The sequence below is a fragment of the Flavobacterium sp. genome, from assembly GCF_044361015.1.
In the GTDB taxonomy this organism is placed as follows: domain Bacteria; phylum Bacteroidota; class Bacteroidia; order Flavobacteriales; family Flavobacteriaceae; genus Flavobacterium.
Genome location: NZ_JBIKJL010000005.1, coordinates 42,534 through 67,337 on the forward strand (window position 1 = coordinate 42,534; position 24,804 = coordinate 67,337).

At 33.1% G+C, this 24,804-nt stretch carries 20 protein-coding genes and 1 tRNA gene; 7 read left to right on the forward strand and 14 right to left on the reverse strand.

Annotated features, from left to right (window positions below; translation table 11 throughout):
- Positions 1-150: 150 nt before the first annotated feature.
- The 6 genes from ACIQ2Z_RS03050 to ACIQ2Z_RS03075 form a co-directional block, all read right to left on the reverse strand.
- Entirely contained in the window at positions 151-2,367 is a 2,217-nt protein-coding gene (locus ACIQ2Z_RS03050; protein ID WP_396182692.1) for a TonB-dependent receptor, read from the reverse strand.
- Between the two features lie 280 nt (positions 2,368-2,647).
- Positions 2,648-3,049, reverse strand: a complete 402-nt coding sequence (gene arfB / locus ACIQ2Z_RS03055; protein ID WP_396182693.1) for an alternative ribosome rescue aminoacyl-tRNA hydrolase ArfB — start codon at positions 3,047-3,049, stop codon at positions 2,648-2,650.
- On the reverse strand, positions 3,049-5,163 hold the full coding sequence (locus ACIQ2Z_RS03060) for a DUF4301 family protein (protein WP_396182694.1): 2,115 nt from the start codon (positions 5,161-5,163) through the stop codon (positions 3,049-3,051). Before ACIQ2Z_RS03060 ends, arfB begins: the two co-directional genes overlap by 1 nt.
- Positions 5,127-5,747 (reverse strand): nicotinamide riboside transporter PnuC, encoded by a 621-nt coding sequence (pnuC, locus tag ACIQ2Z_RS03065; RefSeq protein WP_396182695.1) that lies wholly within the window; start codon positions 5,745-5,747, stop codon positions 5,127-5,129. Before pnuC ends, ACIQ2Z_RS03060 begins: the two co-directional genes overlap by 37 nt.
- Positions 5,740-6,459, reverse strand: a complete 720-nt coding sequence (locus tag ACIQ2Z_RS03070; protein WP_396182696.1) for a geranylgeranylglyceryl/heptaprenylglyceryl phosphate synthase — start codon at positions 6,457-6,459, stop codon at positions 5,740-5,742. Before ACIQ2Z_RS03070 ends, pnuC begins: the two co-directional genes overlap by 8 nt.
- Positions 6,456-7,094 (reverse strand): 4'-phosphopantetheinyl transferase family protein, encoded by a 639-nt coding sequence (locus ACIQ2Z_RS03075; RefSeq protein WP_396182697.1) that lies wholly within the window; start codon positions 7,092-7,094, stop codon positions 6,456-6,458. Before ACIQ2Z_RS03075 ends, ACIQ2Z_RS03070 begins: the two co-directional genes overlap by 4 nt.
- 138 nt (positions 7,095-7,232) lie before the next feature.
- Here ACIQ2Z_RS03075 and ahcY point away from each other — a divergent pair, with 138 nt between their 5' ends.
- The gene (gene ahcY / locus ACIQ2Z_RS03080) at positions 7,233-8,549 is read left to right on the forward strand and encodes an adenosylhomocysteinase (protein WP_396182698.1); all 1,317 of its coding nucleotides are present in this window, start codon (positions 7,233-7,235) and stop codon (positions 8,547-8,549) included.
- A gap of 91 nt (positions 8,550-8,640) precedes the next feature.
- Here the strand turns inward: ahcY and tsf are convergent, their stop codons facing one another.
- From tsf to rplM, 4 genes are all read right to left on the reverse strand, one after another.
- Complete coding sequence (gene tsf / locus ACIQ2Z_RS03085; RefSeq protein WP_396182699.1) at positions 8,641-9,603, reverse strand: translation elongation factor Ts; 963 nt, start codon at positions 9,601-9,603, stop codon at positions 8,641-8,643.
- Between the two features lie 146 nt (positions 9,604-9,749).
- Positions 9,750-10,550 carry a 30S ribosomal protein S2 gene (gene rpsB, locus ACIQ2Z_RS03090; protein WP_396182700.1) on the reverse strand — a complete coding sequence of 267 codons (801 nt, stop codon included), beginning with the start codon at positions 10,548-10,550 and terminating at the stop codon, positions 9,750-9,752.
- A 269-nt stretch (positions 10,551-10,819) separates the two neighbouring features.
- Positions 10,820-11,206: a 30S ribosomal protein S9 gene (gene rpsI / locus ACIQ2Z_RS03095; protein WP_396182701.1), complete on the reverse strand. Its 387-nt coding sequence runs from the start codon at positions 11,204-11,206 to the stop codon at positions 10,820-10,822.
- Entirely contained in the window at positions 11,206-11,661 is a 456-nt protein-coding gene (gene rplM, locus ACIQ2Z_RS03100; protein WP_396182702.1) for a 50S ribosomal protein L13, read from the reverse strand. The genes rpsI and rplM overlap by 1 nt, the downstream gene beginning before the upstream one ends.
- 299 nt (positions 11,662-11,960) lie before the next feature.
- Between rplM and ACIQ2Z_RS03105 the strand changes: the two genes are divergently transcribed.
- Positions 11,961-12,983, forward strand: coding sequence for a LacI family DNA-binding transcriptional regulator (locus ACIQ2Z_RS03105; RefSeq protein ID WP_396182703.1), 1,023 nt, complete (start codon positions 11,961-11,963; stop codon positions 12,981-12,983).
- Positions 12,984-13,157: 174 nt separating this feature from the next.
- Here ACIQ2Z_RS03105 and polA read toward each other — a convergent pair whose 3' ends face one another.
- Positions 13,158-16,043 (reverse strand): DNA polymerase I, encoded by a 2,886-nt coding sequence (gene polA / locus ACIQ2Z_RS03110; protein ID WP_396182704.1) that lies wholly within the window; start codon positions 16,041-16,043, stop codon positions 13,158-13,160.
- 131 nt (positions 16,044-16,174) lie between these two features.
- Here polA and ACIQ2Z_RS03115 point away from each other — a divergent pair, with 131 nt between their 5' ends.
- Together ACIQ2Z_RS03115 and ACIQ2Z_RS03120 are read left to right on the forward strand one after the other, a co-directional pair.
- Entirely contained in the window at positions 16,175-17,410 is a 1,236-nt protein-coding gene (locus ACIQ2Z_RS03115; protein ID WP_396182705.1) for a metallophosphoesterase, read from the forward strand.
- A gap of 73 nt (positions 17,411-17,483) precedes the next feature.
- Positions 17,484-17,780, forward strand: a complete 297-nt coding sequence (locus ACIQ2Z_RS03120; RefSeq protein ID WP_248435864.1) for a co-chaperone YbbN — start codon at positions 17,484-17,486, stop codon at positions 17,778-17,780.
- Here the strand turns inward: ACIQ2Z_RS03120 and ACIQ2Z_RS03125 are convergent.
- Positions 17,777-18,415, reverse strand: a complete 639-nt coding sequence (locus ACIQ2Z_RS03125; RefSeq protein ID WP_396182706.1) for a polysaccharide deacetylase family protein — start codon at positions 18,413-18,415, stop codon at positions 17,777-17,779. The genes ACIQ2Z_RS03120 and ACIQ2Z_RS03125 overlap by 4 nt on opposite strands.
- Positions 18,416-18,455: 40 nt before the next feature.
- Complete coding sequence (locus tag ACIQ2Z_RS03130) at positions 18,456-21,656, reverse strand: DUF2723 domain-containing protein (protein ID WP_396182707.1); 3,201 nt, start codon at positions 21,654-21,656, stop codon at positions 18,456-18,458.
- Positions 21,657-21,895: 239 nt separating this feature from the next.
- Here ACIQ2Z_RS03130 and ACIQ2Z_RS03135 point away from each other — a divergent pair.
- Positions 21,896-21,966, forward strand: a tRNA-Gln gene (locus ACIQ2Z_RS03135).
- Between the two features lie 96 nt (positions 21,967-22,062).
- Here ACIQ2Z_RS03135 and ACIQ2Z_RS03140 read toward each other — a convergent pair.
- Positions 22,063-22,887, reverse strand: a complete 825-nt coding sequence (locus tag ACIQ2Z_RS03140) for a universal stress protein (protein WP_396182708.1) — start codon at positions 22,885-22,887, stop codon at positions 22,063-22,065.
- Positions 22,888-23,065: 178 nt separating this feature from the next.
- Here ACIQ2Z_RS03140 and rimP point away from each other — a divergent pair, with 178 nt between their 5' ends.
- Together rimP and nusA are read left to right on the forward strand one after the other, a co-directional pair.
- Positions 23,066-23,530, forward strand: a complete 465-nt coding sequence (gene rimP, locus ACIQ2Z_RS03145) for a ribosome assembly cofactor RimP (RefSeq protein WP_396182709.1) — start codon at positions 23,066-23,068, stop codon at positions 23,528-23,530.
- Between the two features lie 16 nt (positions 23,531-23,546).
- A complete protein-coding gene (gene nusA / locus ACIQ2Z_RS03150; protein WP_396182710.1) occupies positions 23,547-24,791 on the forward strand; it encodes a transcription termination factor NusA in 1,245 nt (414 codons plus the stop codon).
- The last annotated feature ends 13 nt before the right edge of the window (positions 24,792-24,804 follow it).

The following is a 24,804-nucleotide window of genomic DNA, read 5'->3' on the forward strand; positions in this document are numbered from 1 at the left end:
TTGAAGACTTTTGCAGGTTGGACATCGCTTTTTTTTGAGATTTTCATAAATAAAAAAATTTTATTGAAACGAATTTCAATAAACTTTTGGAAACGTCATATTTTATAATATCTAACAGCTATTTTACCAACTATTTTTGACTATTAAACCTTAAAATAAAAGTGTTATTCCTACTAATAAGTTTATCCCAGCTTGCGGGTAAAAACCGACACCTTCTGTAGTTGCGACAGTTCCCGGATTGGAAAAATCATCATCAAAGGTGTAGAAATACCCATTACTTTCATACTCCAAATTGAAGATATTATTTACCAAGACATCAATTCTTATGGATTTGAATACTTTTTTAGTTACAATTTCATACGACGCATTCAGATCGTTTACAAAATAACTGTCTAATTTTGAACTTTCTGCATCAATATTTCCCATATATTGTTCGCCCACAAATTTTGACAAAAGTGAAACTTGAAAATTTTGAATAGGCATAAACACCAATCTGTTTGCCACAATTAAATCGGGTGAAAAAGCAATATTTGTGGTTCCTAAATCTTCAAAAACTCCGTCCCGTTGAAATACAAAATCTTGATTTTTATTTTGACTCAACGTTACATTTGGTTGCAAAAACCACTTGTTGGTAAGTTTAAAAGTGGCAGCAACTTCCAGTCCAAGGCGGTAACTATCGCCACTGTTGGCTCTAACAGGAGCACCCACATCGTTTAATTCGCCAGTTAAAACCAATTGATCTTTGTATTTCATGTAATAACCATTGACATTCAGTTTTGTTTTTTCGGTGGAGATACGCCAACCCAATTCAAAATCATCCAGTTTTTCAGGTTTGGGATTTCCGTTTTCGTAGTCGTTTCGGTTGGGTTCCCGATTAGCTTTAGCATATGAAAAATAAAAATTGTTGGTTGTGTTCAAAATATAAGTAATTCCAGCTTTTGGATTTAAAAAATTAAACGTGTCGTTTACCAAGCCTGTGTCTGCTCCATTGGCTTTGAAACCTACATTTCTGTATTGAATATCTCCAAACAAACGCCACTTCTGCTTCAATTGATAATTGATTTTTGCAAAAACATTCACATCTGTTTTTGTAGAAAAATCGTCGTAATAACGATCTCTAATTTCGCTTTGAGAAGCATATTGAGCCCAAATAATTTCACCAAAATGAGCTCCTTCATATTTATTTGCTCCACCACCAATAATTACATCTACTTTATCTTTGCAATAATTTACAGAGAAAGTAGTTCCGTAAAAATCATTATCCAACCAACGTCTGCGAATTAAATCAGTCACATCAATTGTCTCTCCACCTAAAACAATGGGTTCTAAACTATAATCTGAAAAGTCTTCATCTTCTTTGTATTGTTCAAAATAGCCTTTTCCTATGGTATAATGCAAAGCAAAGTTACTGTTCCAATGTTCGCCCCAACGCTCGTTCCAATGCAATTGGTAATGATCTTGTTGGTAATTATCGGTCTCGTTGTCATAAAATTTCATTTTCCCATTTTCGTCAAAGTACATTCCGGCAACATTAAACGTTCGATCATTTTCAAGTTTTTCGGGATCTTCCAAACCGTACCAAGCTTGATAGGTTTTTTGAATGCCTCCAAACACCAAACCTTTGATTAAAGTCGATTTGCCTACATAAGCTCCTTGCAAAAAATACGATTTCAAATCAGATGAAGCTCTGTCTATATACCCATCGGAATTGATAGCAGATAAGCGTCCCGCAATTTCAAACTGCTCATTCATCAAACCGGTACTGAACTTCACGGTATGTTTTCGAGTGTTAAAACTACCAAAGGAATTTGAAATTTCACCGTTTACTACTTTTGAATAAGTATCGGTCAATAGGTTCAAACTTGCTCCAAAAGCTCCTGCTCCATTTGTGGAAGTGCCAACACCGCGTTGTAGTTGTAAACTTTCGGTTGAACTCGCAAAATCGGGCATGTTTACCCAAAAAGTTCCTTGGCTTTCGGAATCATTGTAAGGTATTCCATTGATTGTTACATTCACCCGTGTCGCATCAGAACCCCTAACCCGAATTCCGGTATAACCCACACCTGCTCCGGCATCGGTAGTTGTAACAACCGAAGGTAGATAATTCATCAAGAGTGGAATATCCTGTCCCAAATTCCTGGATTGGAATTCTTCTTTTCGAAGATTAGAAAATGTTACCGGAGTTTGTGCTGTTACTCGAACGGCTGATACTAAAACCTCATCAAGTGAAATATCTTTTGTTTTAGTTGTATCATTTACCGTTTCTTGTGAAAATCCGGAAAAAGAAAACAGAAGTGAGCTGGAAAAAAAGCACCTACTAAACGACTTTGTGCCTTTAAGATAAAATTTGTTGAATAAAGTTTTCATTCGTAAAATGTTTACGAATAAAAGGGGTAATTATTCTTGGTTAAAAATTAAAATTGATACTCTTGACAGCCAAACAAACGTGCACTTTTGTTTTTTGTCATTTCCCTAAACAGCATTACCTGTTCTAGGTTCGTTGGGTATGATCTCAGCTCGTTTGTCCTGAATTTAGTTCAGGATATAAGCACCCCTTTGAGACAAGGCAAATTTAGTAAAACAATTTCAATACTAAAAATTAGAATTCACTTTACCTTTTTTCTATTTCCATTAACTCATCACCTTTTTAAACATCCGGTCTTTTCCGATTTTGTTTTATTTCCGATATAGTGCGTTTTGCTTTAATCCGCTTTTCTATAACGGAAGGTGGAATTTTTGTTGGCTTTCTTTTTTTCGGAATAATCAAAGCGTTTTGAATTAGTTTTAAAAACCTTTTTGTGATGATTTCTTTGTTTTTGAGTTGGCTACGATCTTCATCGCAATTTAAAATTAACACCCCTGCTGATGTTAGTTTCGCTTTTAATTTCTCAGAAAGTACTTTTTTTTCATCATCAGTTAAACATTGTGAGTTAAACAAATCAAAAGACAAAACTACTTTAGAAGAAACTTTATTCACATTTTGACCACCTGCTCCACTACTTCTAACTGCTTTAAAATTTAGTTCCGCTATAATTTTAACACTATCCATTACTTTGGCTGATGAGCTGTTTTAAGTAAATCATTTACTGTTTTTACCGGATTAAAAGTAATTAACGGAACCTCTACAAAAACGGTAAGCCATTTTGCCATTGCACCATTCCATAGTCCGGGAAGTTCGTAGGCTTTTAACTCTTTTCCACCCTTGTTTTTATGAACAACAAATCCGCTATTATGGTCAACAAATTCGTTTAAATCAAAGTTGACTCCCCTATAATTTCGAATTCCGCATACTAAGTCGACCGGATTAAAATGGGTTGAACTTTCTAGAATTTTAACTTGTGTTGCATCCGTCTCATCAATTTGAGTTGTTTCAACTATTTGTAAAAAAACAAGGCCTTTTTTATCGCATACCCAAAAAGGTCCACCTCCGGGTTCTCCTTCGTTTTTTACCATTCCACATACTCGTATAGGACGATTTAAATAATTTTTCAAATAGTCAATTTTACTTTCTTTAGTATATTTTGAAAAATCTTCTACAACTTCAAAATGGAGTTTTGTTTGAATAAAAGTAACCACATCATCTAAAAAAACTTTATCCACCTTATCTGTATCTAATTGAGAAAGATACAGGAATATTTGTTGCTGTTTATCTAATAAAATCCCCGCTAATGCTTTTTTGTATAATGCAATTTCATCAATGTGGTTTTGGATAACATTATCAATATTTTTAATAAAAATTATATCAGCATCTAAACGATTTAAATTTTCTATTAAAGCTCCATGTCCACCCGGTCTGAAAACTAATAAGTCATTATCATCACGAAATAAATTGTTCTCCATATCTAATGCTATACTATCGGTAGCTTTATTTTGGTAGGAATAGCTTACGTTTATTTCTGTTTGAAATTGGTTCTCAATTTTAGGTTTTATTGATTCAACAATTTTTTCAAAATCCTCTTGATGCTCTTCTGAAACGGTAAAATGTAAATGTGCTTTTTGATTGGAAGCAGCATAATAAACTGCTTCGTTCAAGTGCTCTTCAATAGGAGTTGCACAATGTGATTTATATTTGTGAAAAGGTAACACGCCTTTAGGTTTATTAGCAAAATCAAATTCGTTTTTAGCCAACATAATTTTAATGAAGGCAAACATCTTACTGTCATAACCCCAGCTTTCATATTCAGGAAAAATAATTTTTACTCGTGATAAAATCTTTTCATAAAACGGTAATTTTTCTATCCCAATTAAAAAAAGTGATAAATTTTTTGCTTTTTTTCTATTGATATAAGCATTGATTGATTCCTCCCCTAATTTAAAATCATGTAAAAAATCAATCAAAAATTTAAACATTCTACTGGCTGCACCGGAAGCAGGAACAAACTTTTTGAGTTTTAACTGATTTTTTTTGTTTTCAAAAAAATTAGCATAATAAATCGCCTCTTCTTTGCTCATCTGTTCAATTCCATCATCTATTTTGGCTATTCTATCTAAATCAATTCTAGGTATTCCTGCTGTTAAAAAATGAATTTGATTTTTTACTTTATCTAATTCTACATTTCGCTGATAAAATTGTATAAAATCAAAAGAATTAAATCCTCTACCTTTTGCCTCTAAAAAATCATTGATTAATAACTTAGCTTTTTGAAATCTCTTTTCTTTAGATCCAGAAATTTTAATAAACGGTTTATTGTATTGAATTAAAGCATCTTCAAAAAGTTTAAATGTATCTTCTCTATTATCCGGTCTGTCACGTAAATCGTCTTTTTCCCATGGAACATCAATATCCGTTAATATAAACAAATCATATTTATGCTTTTTTGCCGCCTTTAGTAATATCGGATTTGTATTTCCATAATAGATGTCCGAAAAAACTTTAGTCACCATCAAGTTTGTATCAGAAAATAATAGTTCATTTGCATTTTGCAATCCTTCATTTTCAAGTTTTGTTTGACCAATAGCAATGGGTAACAAATCCTCTTGTTGACAAATCTGTTTCGTTTTATTCCATTTATCCTGAAGATAATCTCTTGCAAATTCCGGTATCCATATGGTATTAAAATGCTCAGCAAGTTGTTTTGCTAAGGTTGTTTTTCCCGTACTTTCCGGTCCGTAAATAGCAATTTTAATTATGCTTGTGTATTGCTGTTTAAGATTTTCTTCCATTCGATATAGCCATAAAAGGCAATGATTGTGAAAATTAAATATTGTAAACTCGTAAATGTATAACCTTTACAAAAATACAAAGGAATTGAAATGATATCACCAATTATCCAAAAAATCCAATGTTCAATTTTTCGTTTAGCCATGAGCCACATGCCAACAAAAAAAAGTCCTGTTGTTAAAGTATCAACGTAGGCTGTCCATTGTGTAAATTTATCAAAAAACTGATAGATTAAAATAACCCCAATCGATGTAACTATAAAAATAATAATTGCCCATTTCTTTTCATTTTCTGAAATTTTGGCAATTGGAAACACCGTTTGATTATTTTTTATTCGAGTCCAATGATACCAACCGTAAATACTCATAATAGAATAGTAAACATTGATAGACATATCCCCTAACAAAGACCATTTCCAAAGCAAATATATAAAGATTGTCGTGCTAATAATTCCGGTTGGGAATACTAAAATGTTATCTTTTTTAGCATACCAAACACTAGCTAAACCAAAAAGTACTGCTACAATTTCCAAAAAAATATGAAAACTTGAGTATGTTTTATATTGAGAAAAAAGAAAATCAATCATTTTCAAAGAAAGTTACATCATTTTCAAAAGCAGTACCTATCACAACCAAGTCTGCTCCGGCATCGTAGGCTTGTTTAATTCCTTTAAGCGTTCGAATGCCTCCTCCTACTATCAATGGAATCGAAAGACCTTTTGAAACTTCGTGAATCATTTCTAACGGAATGGCTAATTTAGCTCCACTTCCAGCTTCTAAATAAATCAATTTATTACCTAAAAACTGCCCTGCCATAGCCGTTTGACAAACATAACTACTATTATTTCTGTCTAACGGTTCCGTTTGACTTACCCGTTCAACCGCCGTTTGACTTCCACTTTCAATGAGAAGATAACCTGTTGGTATAATTTCTAATGATGTGTTTTTTAATTTTGGAACAGCTTTTACATGATGATCAATTAAAAAAACAGGATTTCTTCCTGAAAGTAAACTTAAAAACAATATTCCATCCGCATAAGTTGAAATCTGAGATGGATTCCCGGGAAAAAGCAAAATAGGAATCGTTAAATTATCTTTTAAGAATTGAATTAATAAGTCAATTTTATTGGTTTCTACAATACTACCTCCAACAAAAATATGAGTTGCCGGAGACGTTTTAATTTTATCTGTCAACAACAATAAACCATCAAAATCTACTTTATCCGGATCAAGTAAAATGGCTAAAAGCTTTCGATTGTCAATTTTAGCTTGTACTATTTCTTGGTATATTTTTTTCATTTTTCAGTTTCCCAAAGCCAAACTAAAGTATAAGATTCAATTTCTGTAAAGAAAACTTCAAATTCTTGTTTTGTGTCATTAAAATCTAATAAACTTGTTGTTTGTTTATCATCCATTTCAAACTGGCGAACAAAAATATGCTCTTTAAAACTAATTCCTATTTCATTTCTTACTTTAAAAACGGCTTCTTTCACTCCCCAAATAACGGTTAATTTGCGAATAAAATCATCGGAATTATGCTCTGATTCATATACAAATTTCTCGGCTGCAAATTTTCGGGCAATTTTTTTGACTAAATCCCGACGCAATTCTAAATCGATTCCAATATTTCTTTCTGATAAAACAATAACGGAAAAATCAAATGAATGAGAGATCGAAATATGTTTACCATCTTTTATATGCGGTTTTCCAAATTCATCATAATATAAATCAAAATCGGTATAACCTGCTTGTTGCAATAACATTCGAACCGCCAAAAAACCTTTCTGATGGCTTTCTGATTTCATTCCTTCCATGCGTGCTAACGAATTGTCTTTCAATGAAACAGAGTGGAATAATTCATTATAAGATTCTGAGATTTTCCATACAAAAACAACTGTTTTTGAATCAACGTTTATTTTTTTATAAAAAGGCATGGTTCTTAAAAAGATATCAATTTGTATTTCAAAACTTTAGCGTATTAAACAAATCACAAAAAACCTAAAAAGGTTTTTAAAATCTTATCTAAATGCGTAAGTTTGCAAAAATTTTTAGCTAATATAACTATTTTATAAATGAATACACAAACATTACCTTATGTTGCGTTCAAAGTGAAAGATATTTCTTTGGCCGCTTGGGGAAGAAAAGAAATTGAATTGGCCGAAGCAGAAATGCCAGGTTTAATGGCTCTTCGTGAAGAATATGGCAATAGCCAACCTTTAAAAGGTGCCCGTATTGCCGGATGTTTACACATGACCATTCAAACGGCAGTTTTAATTGAAACATTAATTGCTTTAGGAGCAGAAGTGACTTGGAGTTCTTGTAACATTTTCTCTACACAAGACCAAGCAGCGGCTGCAATCGCTGCTGCCGGAATTCAAGTATATGCTTGGAAAGGATTAAATGAAGAAGATTTTGATTGGTGTATTGAACAAACTTTATTCTTTGGTGAATACAGAAAACCATTGAATATGATTTTAGACGATGGTGGTGATTTAACCAATATGGTTTTTGATCGTTACCCGGAATTAATTCCCGGAATTAAAGGACTTTCAGAAGAAACTACTACAGGCGTTCATCGTTTGTATGAAAGAATGAAAAATGGTACTTTGTATATGCCAGCCATCAATGTAAATGACTCTGTTACTAAATCTAAATTTGACAACAAATACGGCTGTAAAGAATCGGCTGTTGATGCTGTTCGTCGTGCAACAGATATTATGTTGGCCGGTAAAAGAGTAATTGTTTGTGGGTATGGTGATGTTGGTAAAGGAACAGCGGCTTCTTTTAGAGGTGCCGGATCAATTGTTACGGTTACCGAAATTGACCCAATTTGTGCATTACAGGCTGCCATGGATGGTTTTGAAGTAAAAAAATTAAATACTGTAGTAGGTACTGCTGACATCATCATCACAACTACCGGAAATAAAGATATCGTTGTAGGTTCTCACTTTGAACAAATGAAAGACAAAACAATTGTTTGTAACATCGGACACTTTGATAACGAAATTGATATGGCTTGGTTAAACTCAAAACATGGAACTTCTAAAATTGAAATTAAACCACAAGTAGACAAATACACCATCAACGGAAAAGATATTATTATATTAGCTGAAGGTCGTTTAGTAAACTTAGGTTGTGCGACAGGTCACCCAAGTTTTGTGATGAGTAATTCATTTACAAACCAAACCCTAGCTCAAATTGAGTTATGGAATAATTCATCTAATTACAAAAACGAAGTGTATATGTTACCTAAACACTTAGATGAAAAAGTAGCTGCTTTACACTTGGCTAAATTAGGCATTGAACTAGAAACATTAAATGAAGAGCAAGCTGCTTATATTGGAGTGGATGTTCAAGGACCATACAAGCCGGAATATTACAGATATTAGTATTGAGACTTAGTCTTTTCAAATAAAAAACCCATTTCGAAAGAGATGGGTTTTTATATTTTTAAGATTCTGAAACAAATTCAGAATAAGATTACCCTAAAGCAACTCTTTTGAATCCTGTAATTTCAACGTTGAATCCTTTAACGTAATCGCTAACTTTTTTGCTATCGTCTTTGATAAAGTTTTGATCTAATAAGGCTTTCTCTTGGTCTAAAGTAGTATTATCAGAGATGAAACGTTGAATTTTTCCTGGAATAATTTTATCCCAAATTTGTTCTGGTTTGCCTTCAGCTTTTAATTCAGCTTTAGCATCTTCTTCAGCTTGTTTGATAACTTCTTCAGTTAATTGAGAGAAAGAAATATATTTAGGAACATTTTTTAAAGTCTTTCCTAAACGTTTTGCTTCTTCATTTTCTTTTTCGATTATAGCAATACGAGCAGCAAGTTCAGAAGCAACGAAAGCATGATCAAAATCTTTGTAAGATAATGTATCAGCTCCCATTGAAGCAACTTGCATAGAGATGTCTTTAGTTAAAACGTCACCATTAGAAATTGGTTCAGAAATTGCAGTTAATGCAGCAATTTTGTTAACGTGAACATAAGATCCAACGAAAGCACCTTCTAAAATTTCAAAACCACCGATTTCGATTTTTTCACCGATAACACCAGTTTGCTCGATTAATTTTTCAGCAACAGTAATTCCGTTGAAATCTGAAGCTAAAAATTCTTCTTTAGAAGAGAAGTTGATAGCTTTTTCAACTAATAGTTTAGCTAAAGTTACAAAAGTTTCATTTTTACCTACGAAATCTGTTTCGCAGTTTAAAGTAATGATAGCTCCTTTAGTTTTGTCAGCATTTACAAAAGAAACAGCAGCTCCTTCACTAGACTCACGGTCAGAACGGTTAGCAGCAACTTTTTGCCCTTTTTCTCTAAGGTTTTGTATAGCTTTATCGAAATCTCCTTCAGCTTCAATCAAAGCTTTTTTACAGTCCATCATTCCGGCACCTGTAGTTTGTCTTAATTTATTTACGTCTGCAGCAGTAATTGTTGCCATTTTGTATCTATTTTTAAGTTTTAAATTTTTTTGTAAAAAAACAAATTCCAATAATCAAATCCCAAATTCCAATTTTATTAAATCATCAATTTTTGGAGAGATAATTTTTTGGAACTTGGAATTTTTCCTATTGGAATTTATACTATTTATTCTTCTGAAGTTGTTTTAGCTTCTTCTACTTCCACTGCTGGAGCAGCTGTTGCTACTACTTCTTCCACTGCATCTTCAGTTACAACTGCATCGCCATCTTTTTCAGATCCTCTTTCAGAAAGACCCTCTATGATAGCACCGGTTACTAAAGATAAAATTTTATCAATTGATTTAGAAGCATCATCGTTAGCTGGAATTACATATTCAACCTGACGTGGGTCAGAGTTTGTATCCACCATAGCGAAAACTGGAATGTTTAATTTTTGTGCTTCTTTTACTGCGATATGTTCAGCTTTGATATCTACTACAAATAATGCAGCAGGTAATCGAGACATGTCAGCGATAGAACCTAAGTTCTTCTCTAGTTTTGCACGAAGACGATCTACTTGTAAACGTTCTTTCTTTGAAAGTGTATTAAAAGTGCCATCTTTCTTCATTCTATCAATAGAAGCCATTTTTTTCACGGCTTTACGGATAGTCACGAAGTTAGTTAACATACCACCAGGCCATCTTTCCGTTATATATGGCATGTTCGCGGCAGCAGCTTTTTCGGCTACGATATCTTTTGCTTGTTTTTTGGTAGCTACGAAAAGTACTTTTCTACCAGATGCTGCAATTTTTTTCAAGGCTTCATTAGCCTCTTCAATTTTAGCAGCAGTTTTATATAGGTTAATGATATGAATACCATTACGTTCCATATAAATGTAAGGAGCCATGTTAGGATCCCATTTACGAGTCATGTGTCCAAAATGAACACCAGCCTCTAGTAAGTCTTTAACTTCAACTTTGTTTGCCATTTTTGTACTAGTTTACGTTCTGTTGATTAGCAATGTGTTTTAAGTTTATGTGTTTAAAAGTTTGAGAGTTTATGTGTTTAAAAGTTTATGTGTTTGAGGATTCAACCTCTTAACCTTTTAACCTCTTAACCTTCTAACCTATTTTCAACCCATTTAGATGCTAAACTAATTTTCCGATCGCATCGGAATAATAACAACAATAACTTTTTTAATAATAATTTTAAATTTTTACAGCGAATTAAGCTGCGGCTACTGATACAAGTTCAGTATTAACGTTTAGAGAATTGGAATCTCTTTCGAGCTTTTTTCTGTCCAAATTTCTTACGTTCTACCATTCTTGGATCTCTTGTTAGCAATCCTTCTGGTTTCAAGATAGCTCTGTTTTCAGCTTGCACTTCACACATTGCTCTTGCAATAGCCATTCTCACAGCTTCTGCTTGTCCTGTTGAACCACCACCTTGTACATTTACTTTTACGTCAAAGTTGGTTGCATTTTCTGTCATAGACATTGGTTGCAATACTTTGTACTGTAAAGTAGCAGTAGGGAAGTAGTTTTCAAATTCTCTTTTGTTTACGGTGATTTTTCCTGTTCCTTCTGAAACATACACACGTGCCACAGCACATTTTCTTCTACCGATTTTGTGAATAACTCCCATTACTTTAGATCGTTTAAGTTAACGGTTTTTGGTTGTTGAGCTCCATGTTTGTGCTCAATACCAACATTTACATTTAAATTTCGGAATAATTCGGCACCTAATTTGTTTTTAGGCAACATTCCTTTTACAGCCTTTTCTACTAAAGTTGCAGGGTTTTTTTGTTGCAATACTTTAGCCGTTAGGCTTCTTTGTCCACCTGGGTAACCTGTGTGACGGATGTACGTTTTGTCATCCAACTTGTTACCAGTCAGGTTGATTTTTTCTGCGTTGATAACAATTACGTTATCACCACAATCAACGTGCGGGGTATAATTAGGCTTGTATTTACCTCTTAATAGCATGGCTACTTTCGATGCAAAACGACCTAAGTTATGACCCTCAGCATCTACAACAATCCACCGCTTATCTGCGGTAGCTTTGTTGGCTGAAACTGTCTTGTAGCTTAATGTGTTCACAATAATTTATTTTAATTAAACATTCCATCCCCAATAAAGGGGTTGCAAAAGTACAATTATTTATGATAAAACCAAATACCAATTTAAGAATATTTATTTTAGTGTTTATAAACCGGTAAATTAAGTTGAAATTTGTGTCTATTAGCAAGTTAGCAAAGGATTTAAAAATAGATTTCTAATCAAAATGTACTGCTTTTTAGTTGCTATTTGGCTTAATTCTGTCATTTCTGTCATAGATTAAATCCAAAGCATTCACATCGTACCATATTTTTACTATTTTTACATTTAAAATTAGTTCCATGAAGCCAAAAATAACTTTAAAACAAATTTCAAGAGATTTAGGAATTTCTGTTTCCACCGTTTCTAAAGCGTTGAGCGATAGTCATGAAATTAGTGAGCCTACAAAAATTAGGGTGCAAGAATATGCTAAGCTGCAAAATTATAAGCCAAACACGATGGCTAAGAATTTAAAAAATCAGCGTACAAATACAATAGGTGTAATTATTCCAAATATTTTGAATCCGTTTTTTGCCAAAGTTTTCAGCGGAATTGAAAAAGCTGCCAATGCAAAAGGGTATAATGTGATTACCTATATTTCGAATGAATCGAACAAAAAAGAAAAACAAGCGATGGATTTGTTAAGCAACGGAACGGTTGATGGTTTTATCCTTTCTGTGGCACAAGAAACCCAAACGTTACAAGAATCAACTCATTTTAAAGAAATTCTTCGGGAAGGAATGCCAATTGTGATGTTTGATCGTATTATGGATGATGTCAATTGTGATAAAGTTATTGTAGATGATTTTGAATCTTCTGTTGAAGCAGTCAATCATTTAATGAAATTAGGATGTAATAAAATTGCATTACTTTCCTGTATTGATAATTTAAGCGTTGGAAAACACCGTGCTTTAGGATATGAACGAGCATTGCAGGATCATAAAAGAAGTGTTAAAGATTACTTAGTAATTAAAACGGATAGTGAGGAAGATTTTGATGCACGGTTGAAAAAATTATTGTCGAGTGGTGCAGTTGATGGTATTTTAGCTGTCGACGAACATGCCTCTACTATGGCAATGAAAGTAGCTATTCAAAAAGGAATAAAAATTCCGGAAGAGCTTTGTATTATCGGTTTTGCTGATGGTGTTTGGTCACGTAGATTAACGCCAAGTTTGTCAACAATTAGTCAACACGGACCTGAAATAGGTGCTGAAGCCGCTAAGCTGTTGATGGAAAAATTAGAAAGAAAAGTGGATATACATTCGTATAAAACAATTGTTGTCAAAACAGAATTGAGACAAAGAGATTCAACTAGGAAACTTTAACGGTAGTCCGGAAATTTATACTAAAGCCTTTTTTTAAAAGGTTTTTTTATTTGATTGGAATTAGGAAAAGTTGTTTAAGATTATTTAACTCTGTCAAAGTTTCAAACCTTGACAGAGTTTTAAGCGTTCCTCTGAAAACTGCGACTGCAAACTGAAAACTGCGACTGCAAACTATCAATGAGCCTCCAACCAATTCCTTCCCATTCCCAATTCCAAATCCAACGGAACAGCCAATTTAAAAGCATTTTCCATTTCGTGTTTAATCATCGGTTGAATTTTTTCCAATTCTGAATTGTGTACATCAAACACCAACTCATCGTGCACTTGCAATAACATTTTGGACTGCCAATTTTCACTAACCAATCGTTTGTGAATGTTAATCATTGCAATTTTGATAATATCTGCGGCAGAGCCTTGAATTGGGGCGTTTACGGCATTTCGTTCGGCACCGCTTCGTACCATCGCATTTGCGGAATTAATATCTTTTAAATAACGTCGTCTTCCTAAAACCGTTTGTACATACCCATTTTCTCTGGCAAAATCAACTTGGTTCGCCATATAGGCTTTCAATTTCGGATAAGTGGCATAATAGGCATCAATCAATTCGGCACTTTCTTTTCGGGATAAATTGGTTTGGTTGGAAAGTCCGAATGCCGACACCCCATAAATAATTCCGAAATTCACCGTTTTTGCATTGCTTCGTTGTTCTTTGGTGACTTCCTCCAGTGGAACATTGAACACTTTTGCAGCGGTACTTTTGTGAATATCTTCATTATTTTGAAACGCTTTAATCATATTTTCTTCGCCGGATAAAGCGGCAATAATGCGAAGTTCAATTTGTGAATAATCGGCAGAAACTAAAGTATAATTTTCATCTCTGGCAATAAATGCTTTTCGGATTAATCGACCTCTTTCGGTACGAATCGGAATGTTTTGTAAATTAGGATTGTTTGAACTCAAACGTCCGGTTGCGGCAACCGTTTGCATATAATCGGTGTGAACACGTTGCGTTTTTGGGTCTACTTGATTTGGCAATGCATCAATATAGGTGCTTTGTAATTTCACCATTTGTCGCCATTCCAAAATGTCTTTCACAATTTGGTGTTCGTTTACCAAATAACTCAAAACCTCTTCGCCGGTGGCATATTGACCGGTTTTGGTTTTCTTTTGTTTGGTTCCGCCAATTTTTAATTTATCAAACAAAATATCGCCCAATTGTTTGGGTGAAGCTAAATTGAACTTTTCACCGGCCGTTTCATAGATTTTTTGTTCAAATTCATTGATTTCTTTTTGCATATCGACCGACATTTTTTTCAAAAATTCCACATCCAATCGAATACCTTCGGATTCCATCGCAGCTAAAACAGGAATTAATGGAATTTCTATTTCATCAAACAATTTCTTCGTTTCGGCTTTGTCTAAAATCGGACTGAAAACTTCTTTTAATTGAAAGGTAATATCAGCATCTTCGGCTGCATACTCTTTGATGTCTTCGAGATTGACATCACGCATTGATTTCTGATTTTTGCCTTTTTTTCCAATTAAGGTTTCGATGGATTTTGGCGAATATTTCAAATACGTTTCCGATAAAATATCCATATTGTGCCTCATATCAGGATTGATTAAATAATGAGCAATCATGGTGTCAAATAATTTCCCTTTGACAACAATGCCATAATTGGCTAAAATTTTCAAATCATATTTTAGGTTCTGACCGATTTTTTCAATGGTTTCACTTTCAAAAAAAGGTCGGAATTTCTCAAGTAATTGTTGAGCATCTTCCTGATTTTCAGGAAACGGAACGTAGAAAGCTTTTCCTTTTTCCCACGAAAGTGCCAAACCAACTAATTCGGCATTCAACGCATCAATTCCGGTGGTTTCGGTGTCAAAACAAACCGAAGTTTGATTCATTAAATTCTGCATCAATAATTTTATTGGTAAGTCGCCTTGAATACTTTGATAAAAATGTTCGGTCGTTTCTAAGGTGGCATAAAACGAATTTGTTCTCACTTCATCCGAATCATCATCACTAAAACCAAACAAATCGAATTGATCTTCATTGGATTTTTTAGCAACTGGTTTCTTTTGTCCCGAAGCTTCGGGATGATTTTTGTCATTGCTATTGTCATTGACCTCTCCATTTCCATTGGTGCTGATTTCATCATATTCTTTCCCCGTGCCAAACCATTTATCAAACTGAGCTTTCATTTGTCTAAACTCAAGTTCCTGAAAAATTTCATCTGTTTTTTCTACATCTGGTTTAGACAATTCAAAATCTGCAGCATCAAAGGTGACCGGACAATCGAGTAGGATAGTAGCCAGTTTTTTAGACAACAAACCTTGTTCGGCATTGTCTTCAATTTTTTGTTTGATGGCTCCTTTTAGTTTATCGGTATTGGCTAAAAGATTTTCTATGGAACCGAATTCTTTCAATAATTTCTTAGCCGTCACATCGCCAACTCCCGGAAAACCTGGAATATTATCCACTGCATCACCTTTCATCCCGAGAAAATCAATCACTTGTAACGGATGTTCAATTTCAAATTTCGCTAGTACTTCTGGGATTCCCCAAATTTCAATGTCATTCCCCATTCGGGCGGGTTTGTACATAAAAATATTTTCGGAAACCAATTGAGCAAAATCCTTGTCAGGAGTGACCATAAAAACTTGAAAACCTTCTTTTTCAGCTTGTTTGGCTAAGGTGCCAATTAAATCATCAGCTTCAAAACCTGCTTTTTCCATGATCGGAATTTGCATCGCTTTCAATAATTCCTGAATATAAGGCACAGCAATTTTGATGGCTTCAGGTGTTTCATCACGATTGGCTTTATAGGTAGGAAATAATTCATTTCTAAAATCACTGCCACCTTTATCAAATGCAACGGCCAAGTGATCGGGTTTTTCGCGTTTAATCACATCCATTAACGCATTCATAAATCCCATGATGGCAGAAGTGTCCATTCCTTTGGAATTGATTCGCGGATTTTTGATAAAAGCATAATACCCACGAAAAATTAAAGCGTAAGCATCAAGAAGGAACAGGCGTTTTTGATCGGACATAAAAATAAATTTAAAGAAGGTAAAAATAAGGAATCTTGGTGAAAGTATCCTTTGTTTGAAAGGCTTTAAATTTTAATTATTTATTAACTATTAAGCAGTTGATTCTTTGTTACTTTGCTCAAAAATATACTGTGCTATTTAGATTACTCTTTTTTGTTCTGTTTGTTGGAATTATTGAAGTCTATGCTTTTCAGGCATTTAAGACGATTTCGCGTGTCAAATGGGTTCAATATACTTATATTCTATTAAGTGTAGCTATTTTGATTTATATCATTTATTCTTTTACACAGTTTGATAGAAGAGTCGGACAAACGCAACAAAGTCTTTTTACACTGGGACTGCTTTTAATAACAGTAATTCCTAAAATTATTTTAACATTATTCATGTTTGGAGAAGATTTTTACCGTGTTATTTCAGGGCTGATTTCGCATTTCTTTGTGAGTGGTGAGAATAGTTCATTTCTTCCTCAAAGAAGAAAATTCGTCAGTCAAGTTGCTTTAGGAATTGCAGCAGTTCCATTTTTATCGCTTTTATATGGAGTAACAAAAGGGAAGTATAATTTTAAAGTTATCAAACAAATTCTATTCTTTCCTGATTTACCGGAAGGTTTTGATGGAACAACCATTACGCATATATCGGATATTCACTCGGGAAGTTTTGATGATGCAGAAAAAATCAAGTATGCCGTTGATTTGATAAATGAACAAAAATCAGATGTGATATTGTTTACCGGAGATATTGTCAATACACATGCTACAGAAATGCAACAATGGACAGAAATGTTTAAAGGAATTTATAATCCAAAATTCGGAAAATATTCGGTTTTAGGGAATCATGATTATGGTGAATACATCGATTGGCCAACTCAAAAAGCTAAAGATGAAAATTTTGAAGCTATAAAAGATTTACATCAACAAATTGATTTTAAGTTATTGTTAAATGAACATGTTAAGATTAAAAGTGGTTCAGATGAAATTGCAATTGTAGGAGTGGAAAACTGGGGACATAATTTCAAAAAAGTTGGTGATTTAAATAAAGCTTCGGATGGATTATCAGTGAATGATTTCAAAATTTTAATGAGCCACGATCCAAGCCATTGGGAATATGAAGTGAAAAATAACCAAAAGCATTTTCATTTAACCTTATCGGGACACACCCATGGAATGCAATTTGGAATTGAAATACCGGGTATTATTAAATGGAGTCCGGTTCAATATGTTTACAAACAATGGGCTGGATTATATGAAAATTTAGGACGATATATCTATGTAAATCGAGGGTTTGGATTTCATGCATATCCGGGAAGAGTAGGAATTTGGCCTGAAATTACGGTTATTGAACTAAAAAAAGGAGAAAAAGTAGTGTAATTCGTTAAAAATGCTACATTTGTATATTCTTTATTAAAGAATAGATTTAAATTTTATTTAAAATTTGTCAAATATGTCAAAGTTTGGTGAACTTATTAACGCTCAAGTTCCGGTGCTAATTGATTTTTACACCGAGTGGAACGAATCTTCAGTTGCAATGCATCCAGTTATTAGAGATGTTGCCGCAGCATTGGGTGATAAAGCAAAAGTGATTAAAATAGACGTGGATAAAAATCAGGAATTGGCTGATGCTTTGCGAATCAAAGGACTTCCTACCTTAATGATTTATAAGGAAGGTCAGATGGTTTGGAGACAATCCGGCGAATTAGATGCCAACACTATAATTGGTCTGGTTCAAGAACAAGTCTAATTAATTCTATCGCAGACATATCCATTTTTGGATAAAAATTCCAACGTTTTGGGAAAAGTATATTCCAAATTCTGAAATGCTTTTATACTGTCGTGAAAAACGATTATACTTCCTGATTCTACATTTTTAAGTACGTTTTCTAAACATTTTTCTTTAGAGATTGTGGTGTCAAAATCAGCACTTAAAACATCCCACATGATTATTTTATAGCCTAATTTTCGCAAATAGTTTGATTGTGAGGGTTTTATTTTTCCATAGGGTGGTCGAAAAAGTTTTGAATCAATATTAGTTTGTTTGCTAATTACTTCATCACATTTTTCTACTTCTTCAAAATAAGTGTTATTTTCTGTTTTCCAACCCTTTACATGATTTTGGGTGTGATTTCCAATGGCATGATCTTCCCTTAATAACCTTTTGAAAATTTCCGGATGTTTTGCGATATTATTTCCTATGCAAAAAAAAGTAGCCTTAGCGTTGTAGGTTTTGAGTTGTTCTAGCACCCACTCTGTGATTTCCGGTGTTGGACCATCATCAAAAGTCAGGTAAACTTTCTTTTCAACGTTGGGAATATTCCAAACATAATTTGAAAAAATATATTTAATAAACCGATTCGTTTTTATCCAAAGAAAATTCATAGTTGTTTATAAAAAAGAGCCACTTTCATGGCTCTCGGTTTTATTCATCTTTTCTATTAAAACGATCAAAACGTTTATTATATCCGTTGAATATTTTTTTGTTTTTCTCGTAGAATTCAATATCTTCTTTTTCTTTCATGACATATAAAAGCGATCGGTATCGTTCTAGATTTGTAACAATATCGACGATTCTGTCATTTTGCTCAGAAGGGACAATTCCACTGTAATAATTGAGATTATCTTGGTATTTTGAAGCAAGTTTTTGCAATAATGCTCTGGCCTTTTCTACTTCACCAATATCATAATATCCTCCTGTAAAAGGTTCAACCATTGTATAATAACCATATAAATCAATTGGCATTTTATTGATGGCAAGATCAATTACCTTTTTAGCTTTATCTGTTTTGCCTTCAACAATGAGCTGTTGCATTAATCGAGATAAATTTGTTCTGTAAGTAATACTGTTTCTTCGAGTTTCTGTGTCATGATAGATGTCTGTTCGGTCACCATTACCCCAATCCCATTTCATTACAATGTCATACATTTTATCTGAATCAATCTGACCCATATCAAAAGGACTGTTTTCTTCATCAACAGGAGTTTTAATAGGAACTAATTTGTACACTAATCCATCTAATTGAAGATAGTCTTTCATCCATAAATAATCTTCCTCTGTAAAACTACCTCCTGTAAAATAGATTGGTCTTTTCCAATTGTTGTTTGCAATAACATCAAACATCATTATACGAGCTTTATAGATTGCACGATCTTTTATATCAACATCAATATAAGGAACAATGGAATCATAGTATTTTTCAGTGACAACTTTATTCTTTATAATGACACTTTTGTCAATTGGAATTCTAATTTTATTAGTTGGAAAAAAGTGAACACTTTGGCCACTTTGCATTTCTAACATTGTATTTGGGTCATCACTTTTTATAAAGTCTAAAAAGTTTTTCAATTCCCAACGGTTTTGAGTAATTTCATTATACACACAATAATCTAATTTATCACCTACATAATGGCTTCTGTCAAAAGAAATGGGTAAGGGTTCAGAATCATATGCTTTTGCTTTCATTTGATCAATATGCCAATCCGTCATAAATAACTGGGTGTTTACTACCCGCACATCTCGCCGGATTCCTTCAATCTCTTGGGCATACCACAATGGAAAAGTGTCGTTATCACCAATAGTAAATAATATGGCATTTGGCTCACAGGATTCTAAGTAGCCTTTTGCATTTGCCAAAGCAGTATATTTATTTGAGCGGTCATGGTCATCCCAATTTTGAGAAGCCAATAAAAAAGGTGCTGCAAATAAGGTAGATACAAAAACTAATGGTAAAGCAAATTTTGGTTGCAACCATTTTTTTATGAAATCAAAAATTGCGTAAACGCCTAATCCTATCCATATAGCAAAAACATAAAAAGACCCTACTAAAGCATAATCTCTTTCCCGTGGTTCAAAAGGTCTTTCATTCAAGTATATTTTTAAAGCAATTCCAGTAATTAAGAACAAAGCTAAAAGAACATAAAAGCTTTTAATATCTCTTTTAGCATGAAAAAGAATGCCAAAAATGCCTAAAATAAAAGGCAAAAAGAAATAGACATTTCGACCTTTATTATTTAAAACATCTTGAGGCAGATTTTTTTGAGAACCCAAAAATAGTTCATCAATAAAATCAATACCGCTTAGCCAATTTCCTTCATTGTCATATTTTCCTTGAACGTCACTTTGACGGCCTACAAAGTTCCACATGAGGTAACGAACATACATGTAGCCAAATTGAAATTGTGTCATGAACTTTATGTTGTCTGAGGTAGTTGGTTTTTCAACAATCAAATAATTTCCATAAGATTTCAAAAACGAAACATAATCTTCGGTGTCTAATCTACCTGAACTGTAGGCTTTTCTGAATTGTGAAATAACATCCACCAATTCTTGTTCATGAGCATATTCCGGATTAATTTTGAATTCCAACACATTAGTAAAATCCATATAATTTTGTGCGTGTTCTCCACTCCACATTCTTGGCAAAATTGCTTTGTGTGCATTATGACTGTTTTGAGTTGCGTTTTCATAATTATTTGTTATGACATATTTGCCTAATTTATAATCACGTTCATAGTTTGGAGCTTTGTCTAAATAAGGCTCGTCAGGATCTAATCCGGCAAACATATCTGAAAACTGAGGTCCGTAAAACAAAGGATTTTGAGGGTATTGTTCTCTATTATAATAGGCTAAAACTTCTCGGGCATCTGAAGGTCTGTTTTCGTTGATAACAACATTGGCATTAGCCCGAATTGGTAACATCATCCAGGTTGAAAATCCTATTAATACAAAAAGAATACACAATAATATTGTGTTAAATTGCGGAAGGTTATTACTTCGGGTATATTTTAAACCAAAATAGAAAAAAGCAATGAGAGCTAAAGTGGTAATAATTGTTCCTGAATCAAAAGGTAAACCAAAGGTGTTGACCATAAAGACTTCGGTTTTGCCAAATAGAGCCATGGTTAACGGAAGTAATAATTTATAAATAAACAAAAAGATTGCTACAACTACTAAATTAGCAATAATAAAACTTTTGGATGTTATTGTTTTGTAATTTTTGAAAAAGTAAAGTAAACCAATTGAAGGAATAGTCAACAGAGCCATAAAGTGAACACCAAAGGATAGTCCTATAACTAAACAGATTAACAATAACCATTTGTTGCCTCTGGGTGTGTGCATTTCTTGTTCCCATCGTAAACCCAACCAAAATAATAATGCAATTAATAAGGTAGCCATGGCATAAACTTCTGCTTCAACTGCATTGTACCAAAAACTATCGGTAAATGTAAAAGACAAAGCTCCTACAAAAGAGGCAATTAAAATTGCAATTTCTTCAATAGAAGTAATTTCCTTAAACTGTGCTATTATTTTTTTAAGCAAAATGGAGGATGACCAAAATAGGAACAAAATTGTAAACGCACTTGAAAACACAGACATCATGTTAACCATTAAAGCTACTTTTGAGGCATCTGGAGCAAATAATGCAAAAAAAGCACCCATCATTTGAAATAAAGGAGCTCCCGGAGGATGGCCTACTTGAAGTTTTGCAGAAGTAGCAATGTATTCACCACAATCCCAAAAACTAAGAGTTGGTTCAACAGTTAAAGTATAAGTTATTAAAGCAATGGTAAAGGTTAACCATCCTATTATGGTATTCCATTTTTTGAAATCAAAAGTCATCATTTGTTTATCTTTGTTTGAAAGAAATAATAGCTACAAAGAAACTATTTTTTTACGTAAACAACGTTGGCTTAACAAAATTTTCTCACTACGATTTATTATGAAAACAAAATAAATCAAAAATGGACTTATTGAGCTTGAGTAAGTATTATAAATAGTGTAAATATTTTTCATAAAAAGGCATAAAATATTTGCTTTAAATAAAAAATAGTATAAATTTGCACCCGCATTCAAGCGATTTTTGGTCCATGGTGTAATGGTAACACAACTGTTTTTGGTGCAGTCTTTCAAGGTTCGAGTCCTTGTGGACCAACAGAAAAAACCACTCTTTATGAGTGGTTTTTTTGTTTTTTAAACATAAAAAAATCCCGATTAATTAACTAATCGGGATTTTGAAATATAATTTAAATTATATTTTAAATGTTAAAACGGGTTTAATAGCATGATTTACCAAATCTTCACTGATGCTACCGTTAAAAAAGTGAGATAATCCTTTTCTTCCATGTGTACACATTCCAATTAAATCTGCATTGATATAGTTGGAAAAATTCAAAATTCCTTTTTCTACATTAGCATCGTTAAAAATGTGTGTTGAGAATTTTTTGATGCTAAATTGACCAACAAACTTATCCATAATTTCTTGAGCCACTAAAGTTGATTTGAAACTATTAGGTGTGTTAATCATAACTAAGTTTAATTCAGCTTCAAATTTATTAGCAACTTCAACAACTTTGGCAAAAGGAGCTTTCACTTCATCTGAAAAATCAGAAGCAAAAACAAATTTGTTGATAGTAAAATCGGGAATTTCTTTTTTGATAATTAAGACAGGCACTTCTGAATGGCGAACAACTTTCTCTGCATTAGAGCCAATAAACATATCTTTAAATCCGCTGGCACCGTGAGAACCCATAACTATTAAATCAATATCATTTTTCTTGATTAATTTAAGGATACCATCAAAAGCTAATTCGAATTGAACAATTTCAGATACTTTTAAACCTTCAAGGAAATCAGAATCCATTAGACTTTCTAATTTGGCTAAGGCTGCGTTTTTAAAAAACATGATTTCGGGCAACGCGTGACCGCTAGAAACGGCATCGCCGGTTTGATTAGGTAACTCAAGCATGTGTAGCAAAATAATTTCACCATCATGTTTTTTGGCAATTTGAGCAGCTACTTTTAAAGCATATTCCGCGTGTTCAGAAAAATCGGTTGGAATTAAAATTTTTTTCATAAAAAAAGTCGTGTAAAATAGTTTTAATTTTCGTTGGTTTTTTAAAATATAAAGGTACAAATATTTTTTTCATTTTTCAATGTATTTTCAAATATAAAAAAAATCACTATATTTGCACCGTTATTTGATTAAAATGTGAATAATGAGGGGAGCAGAGCTCCCCTCTTTTTATAAAAATATGACATTTAAAGAAAAAGTAGTTGCTTTATTGAATGATGGACTTGCAGAGAAACCTGCTGTCTTTTTAATTGATTTGACCATTACTGATAGTCAAAAAATAATAGTAACGTTAGACGGTGATGAAGGAGTAACACTTCAGGATTGTATGGACATCAGTAGAGCAATTGAAAATAATCTTGACAGAGAAGAGCACGATTTTTCATTAGAAGTTTCCTCTGCAGGTGTTTCAACTCCCCTGAACATGGCAAGGCAATATAAAAAAAATATCGGAAGAGTTTTAAAAATTAAAACGGCAACTGATACTATCGAAGCAAAATTAGTGGCCGTCAATGATGATTTTATCACTTTGATATGGTCAGCTAGAGAGCCTAAAAAAATTGGTAAAGGGAAAGAAACAGTTGAAAAAAACCTAGAATTACCTTACAAAGAAATTAAAGAAGCAATAGTGACAATAACATTTTAAATTATAATAGATTAGCATGGAAAATATAGCATTAATTGAATCATTTTCAGAGTTTAAAGACGATAAATTAATTGATCGTGTGACACTTATGGCCATTTTGGAAGATGTGTTTAGAAATGCCTTGAAAAAGAAATATGGTTCAGATGATAATTTTGACATAATTATTAATCCTGATAAAGGAGATATGGAGATTTGGAGAAATCGTATTGTGGTTGCTGATGGTGAAGTAGAAGACGAAAACTCTGAAATTTCATTATCAGAAGCTAGAAAAATTGAACCTGATTTTGAAGTTGGTGAAGATGTTTCGGAAGAAGTAAAATTAATTGATTTAGGAAGAAGAGCCATTTTAGCTCTTCGTCAAAATTTGATTTCTAAAATACATGAACACGACAGTACTAATCTTTACAAACAATTTAAAGATTTAATAGGTGAAATTTATACCGCAGAAGTACATCATGTTCGTCCAAGAGTTGTAATTTTGGTAGATGATGATGGAAATGAAATTGTATTGCCAAAAGAAAATCAAATCCCTTCCGATTTTTTCCGAAAAGGAGATAATGTTCGAGGAATTATTGAAAATGTTGAATTGAAAGGAAATAAACCTCAAATTATTTTGTCCAGAACTTCTGAAAAGTTTTTGGAAAAATTATTTGAACAAGAAATCCCTGAAATTTTTGATGGGTTAATCATGATTAAAAAAGTGGTTCGTATTCCGGGAGAAAAAGCAAAAGTAGCCGTTGATTCTTATGATGATAGAATTGATCCTGTTGGAGCTTGTGTCGGAATGAAAGGTTCTCGTATTCACGGAATTGTTCGTGAATTAGGTAATGAAAATATAGATGTTATTAATTATACCAGTAACATTCAATTATTTATTACTCGTGCTTTAAGCCCAGCAAAAGTATCTTCCATTAAAATTGATGAAGAGAAAAAAAGAGCTGAAGTTTATTTGAAATTAGAAGAAGTTTCAAAAGCTATCGGACGTGGCGGCCATAACATCAAATTAGCTGGACTATTAACCGGTTATGAATTAGATGTTATCAGAGAAGGAAGCGTTGCGGAAGAAGAAGACGATGTCGAATTAACAGAGTTCTCGGATGAAATTGACGGATGGGTAATAGATGAATTTGCAAAAATCGGATTAGATACAGCTAGAAGTATTTTAAAACATAGCGTAGAAGATTTGGTTAGAAGAACTGATTTAGAAGAAGAAACCGTTCAAGACGTTATGAGAATATTGAAATCAGAGTTTGAAGGCTAATTTACAAACGAAA

What these genes read in the sequence shown, in the direction of transcription:
- ACIQ2Z_RS03050 (WP_396182692.1), bottom strand. Translation starts at nt 2,367, where the DNA reads ATGAAAACTTTATTCAACAAATTTTATCTTAAAGGCACAAAGTCGTTT.
- arfB (WP_396182693.1), bottom strand. Translation starts at nt 3,049, where the DNA reads ATGGATAGTGTTAAAATTATAGCGGAACTAAATTTTAAAGCAGTTAGA.
- ACIQ2Z_RS03060 (WP_396182694.1), bottom strand. Translation starts at nt 5,163, where the DNA reads ATGGAAGAAAATCTTAAACAGCAATACACAAGCATAATTAAAATTGCT.
- pnuC (WP_396182695.1), bottom strand. Translation starts at nt 5,747, where the DNA reads ATGATTGATTTTCTTTTTTCTCAATATAAAACATACTCAAGTTTTCAT.
- ACIQ2Z_RS03070 (WP_396182696.1), bottom strand. Translation starts at nt 6,459, where the DNA reads ATGAAAAAAATATACCAAGAAATAGTACAAGCTAAAATTGACAATCGA.
- ACIQ2Z_RS03075 (WP_396182697.1), bottom strand. Translation starts at nt 7,094, where the DNA reads ATGCCTTTTTATAAAAAAATAAACGTTGATTCAAAAACAGTTGTTTTT.
- ahcY (WP_396182698.1), top strand. Translation starts at nt 7,233, where the DNA reads ATGAATACACAAACATTACCTTATGTTGCGTTCAAAGTGAAAGATATT.
- tsf (WP_396182699.1), bottom strand. Translation starts at nt 9,603, where the DNA reads ATGGCAACAATTACTGCTGCAGACGTAAATAAATTAAGACAAACTACA.
- rpsB (WP_396182700.1), bottom strand. Translation starts at nt 10,550, where the DNA reads ATGGCAAACAAAGTTGAAGTTAAAGACTTACTAGAGGCTGGTGTTCAT.
- rpsI (WP_396182701.1), bottom strand. Translation starts at nt 11,206, where the DNA reads ATGGGAGTTATTCACAAAATCGGTAGAAGAAAATGTGCTGTGGCACGT.
- ACIQ2Z_RS03105 (WP_396182703.1), top strand. Translation starts at nt 11,961, where the DNA reads ATGAAGCCAAAAATAACTTTAAAACAAATTTCAAGAGATTTAGGAATT.
- polA (WP_396182704.1), bottom strand. Translation starts at nt 16,043, where the DNA reads ATGTCCGATCAAAAACGCCTGTTCCTTCTTGATGCTTACGCTTTAATT.
- ACIQ2Z_RS03120 (WP_248435864.1), top strand. Translation starts at nt 17,484, where the DNA reads ATGTCAAAGTTTGGTGAACTTATTAACGCTCAAGTTCCGGTGCTAATT.
- ACIQ2Z_RS03125 (WP_396182706.1), bottom strand. Translation starts at nt 18,415, where the DNA reads ATGAATTTTCTTTGGATAAAAACGAATCGGTTTATTAAATATATTTTT.
- ACIQ2Z_RS03130 (WP_396182707.1), bottom strand. Translation starts at nt 21,656, where the DNA reads ATGATGACTTTTGATTTCAAAAAATGGAATACCATAATAGGATGGTTA.
- ACIQ2Z_RS03140 (WP_396182708.1), bottom strand. Translation starts at nt 22,887, where the DNA reads ATGAAAAAAATTTTAATTCCAACCGATTTTTCTGAACACGCGGAATAT.
- rimP (WP_396182709.1), top strand. Translation starts at nt 23,066, where the DNA reads ATGACATTTAAAGAAAAAGTAGTTGCTTTATTGAATGATGGACTTGCA.
- nusA (WP_396182710.1), top strand. Translation starts at nt 23,547, where the DNA reads ATGGAAAATATAGCATTAATTGAATCATTTTCAGAGTTTAAAGACGAT.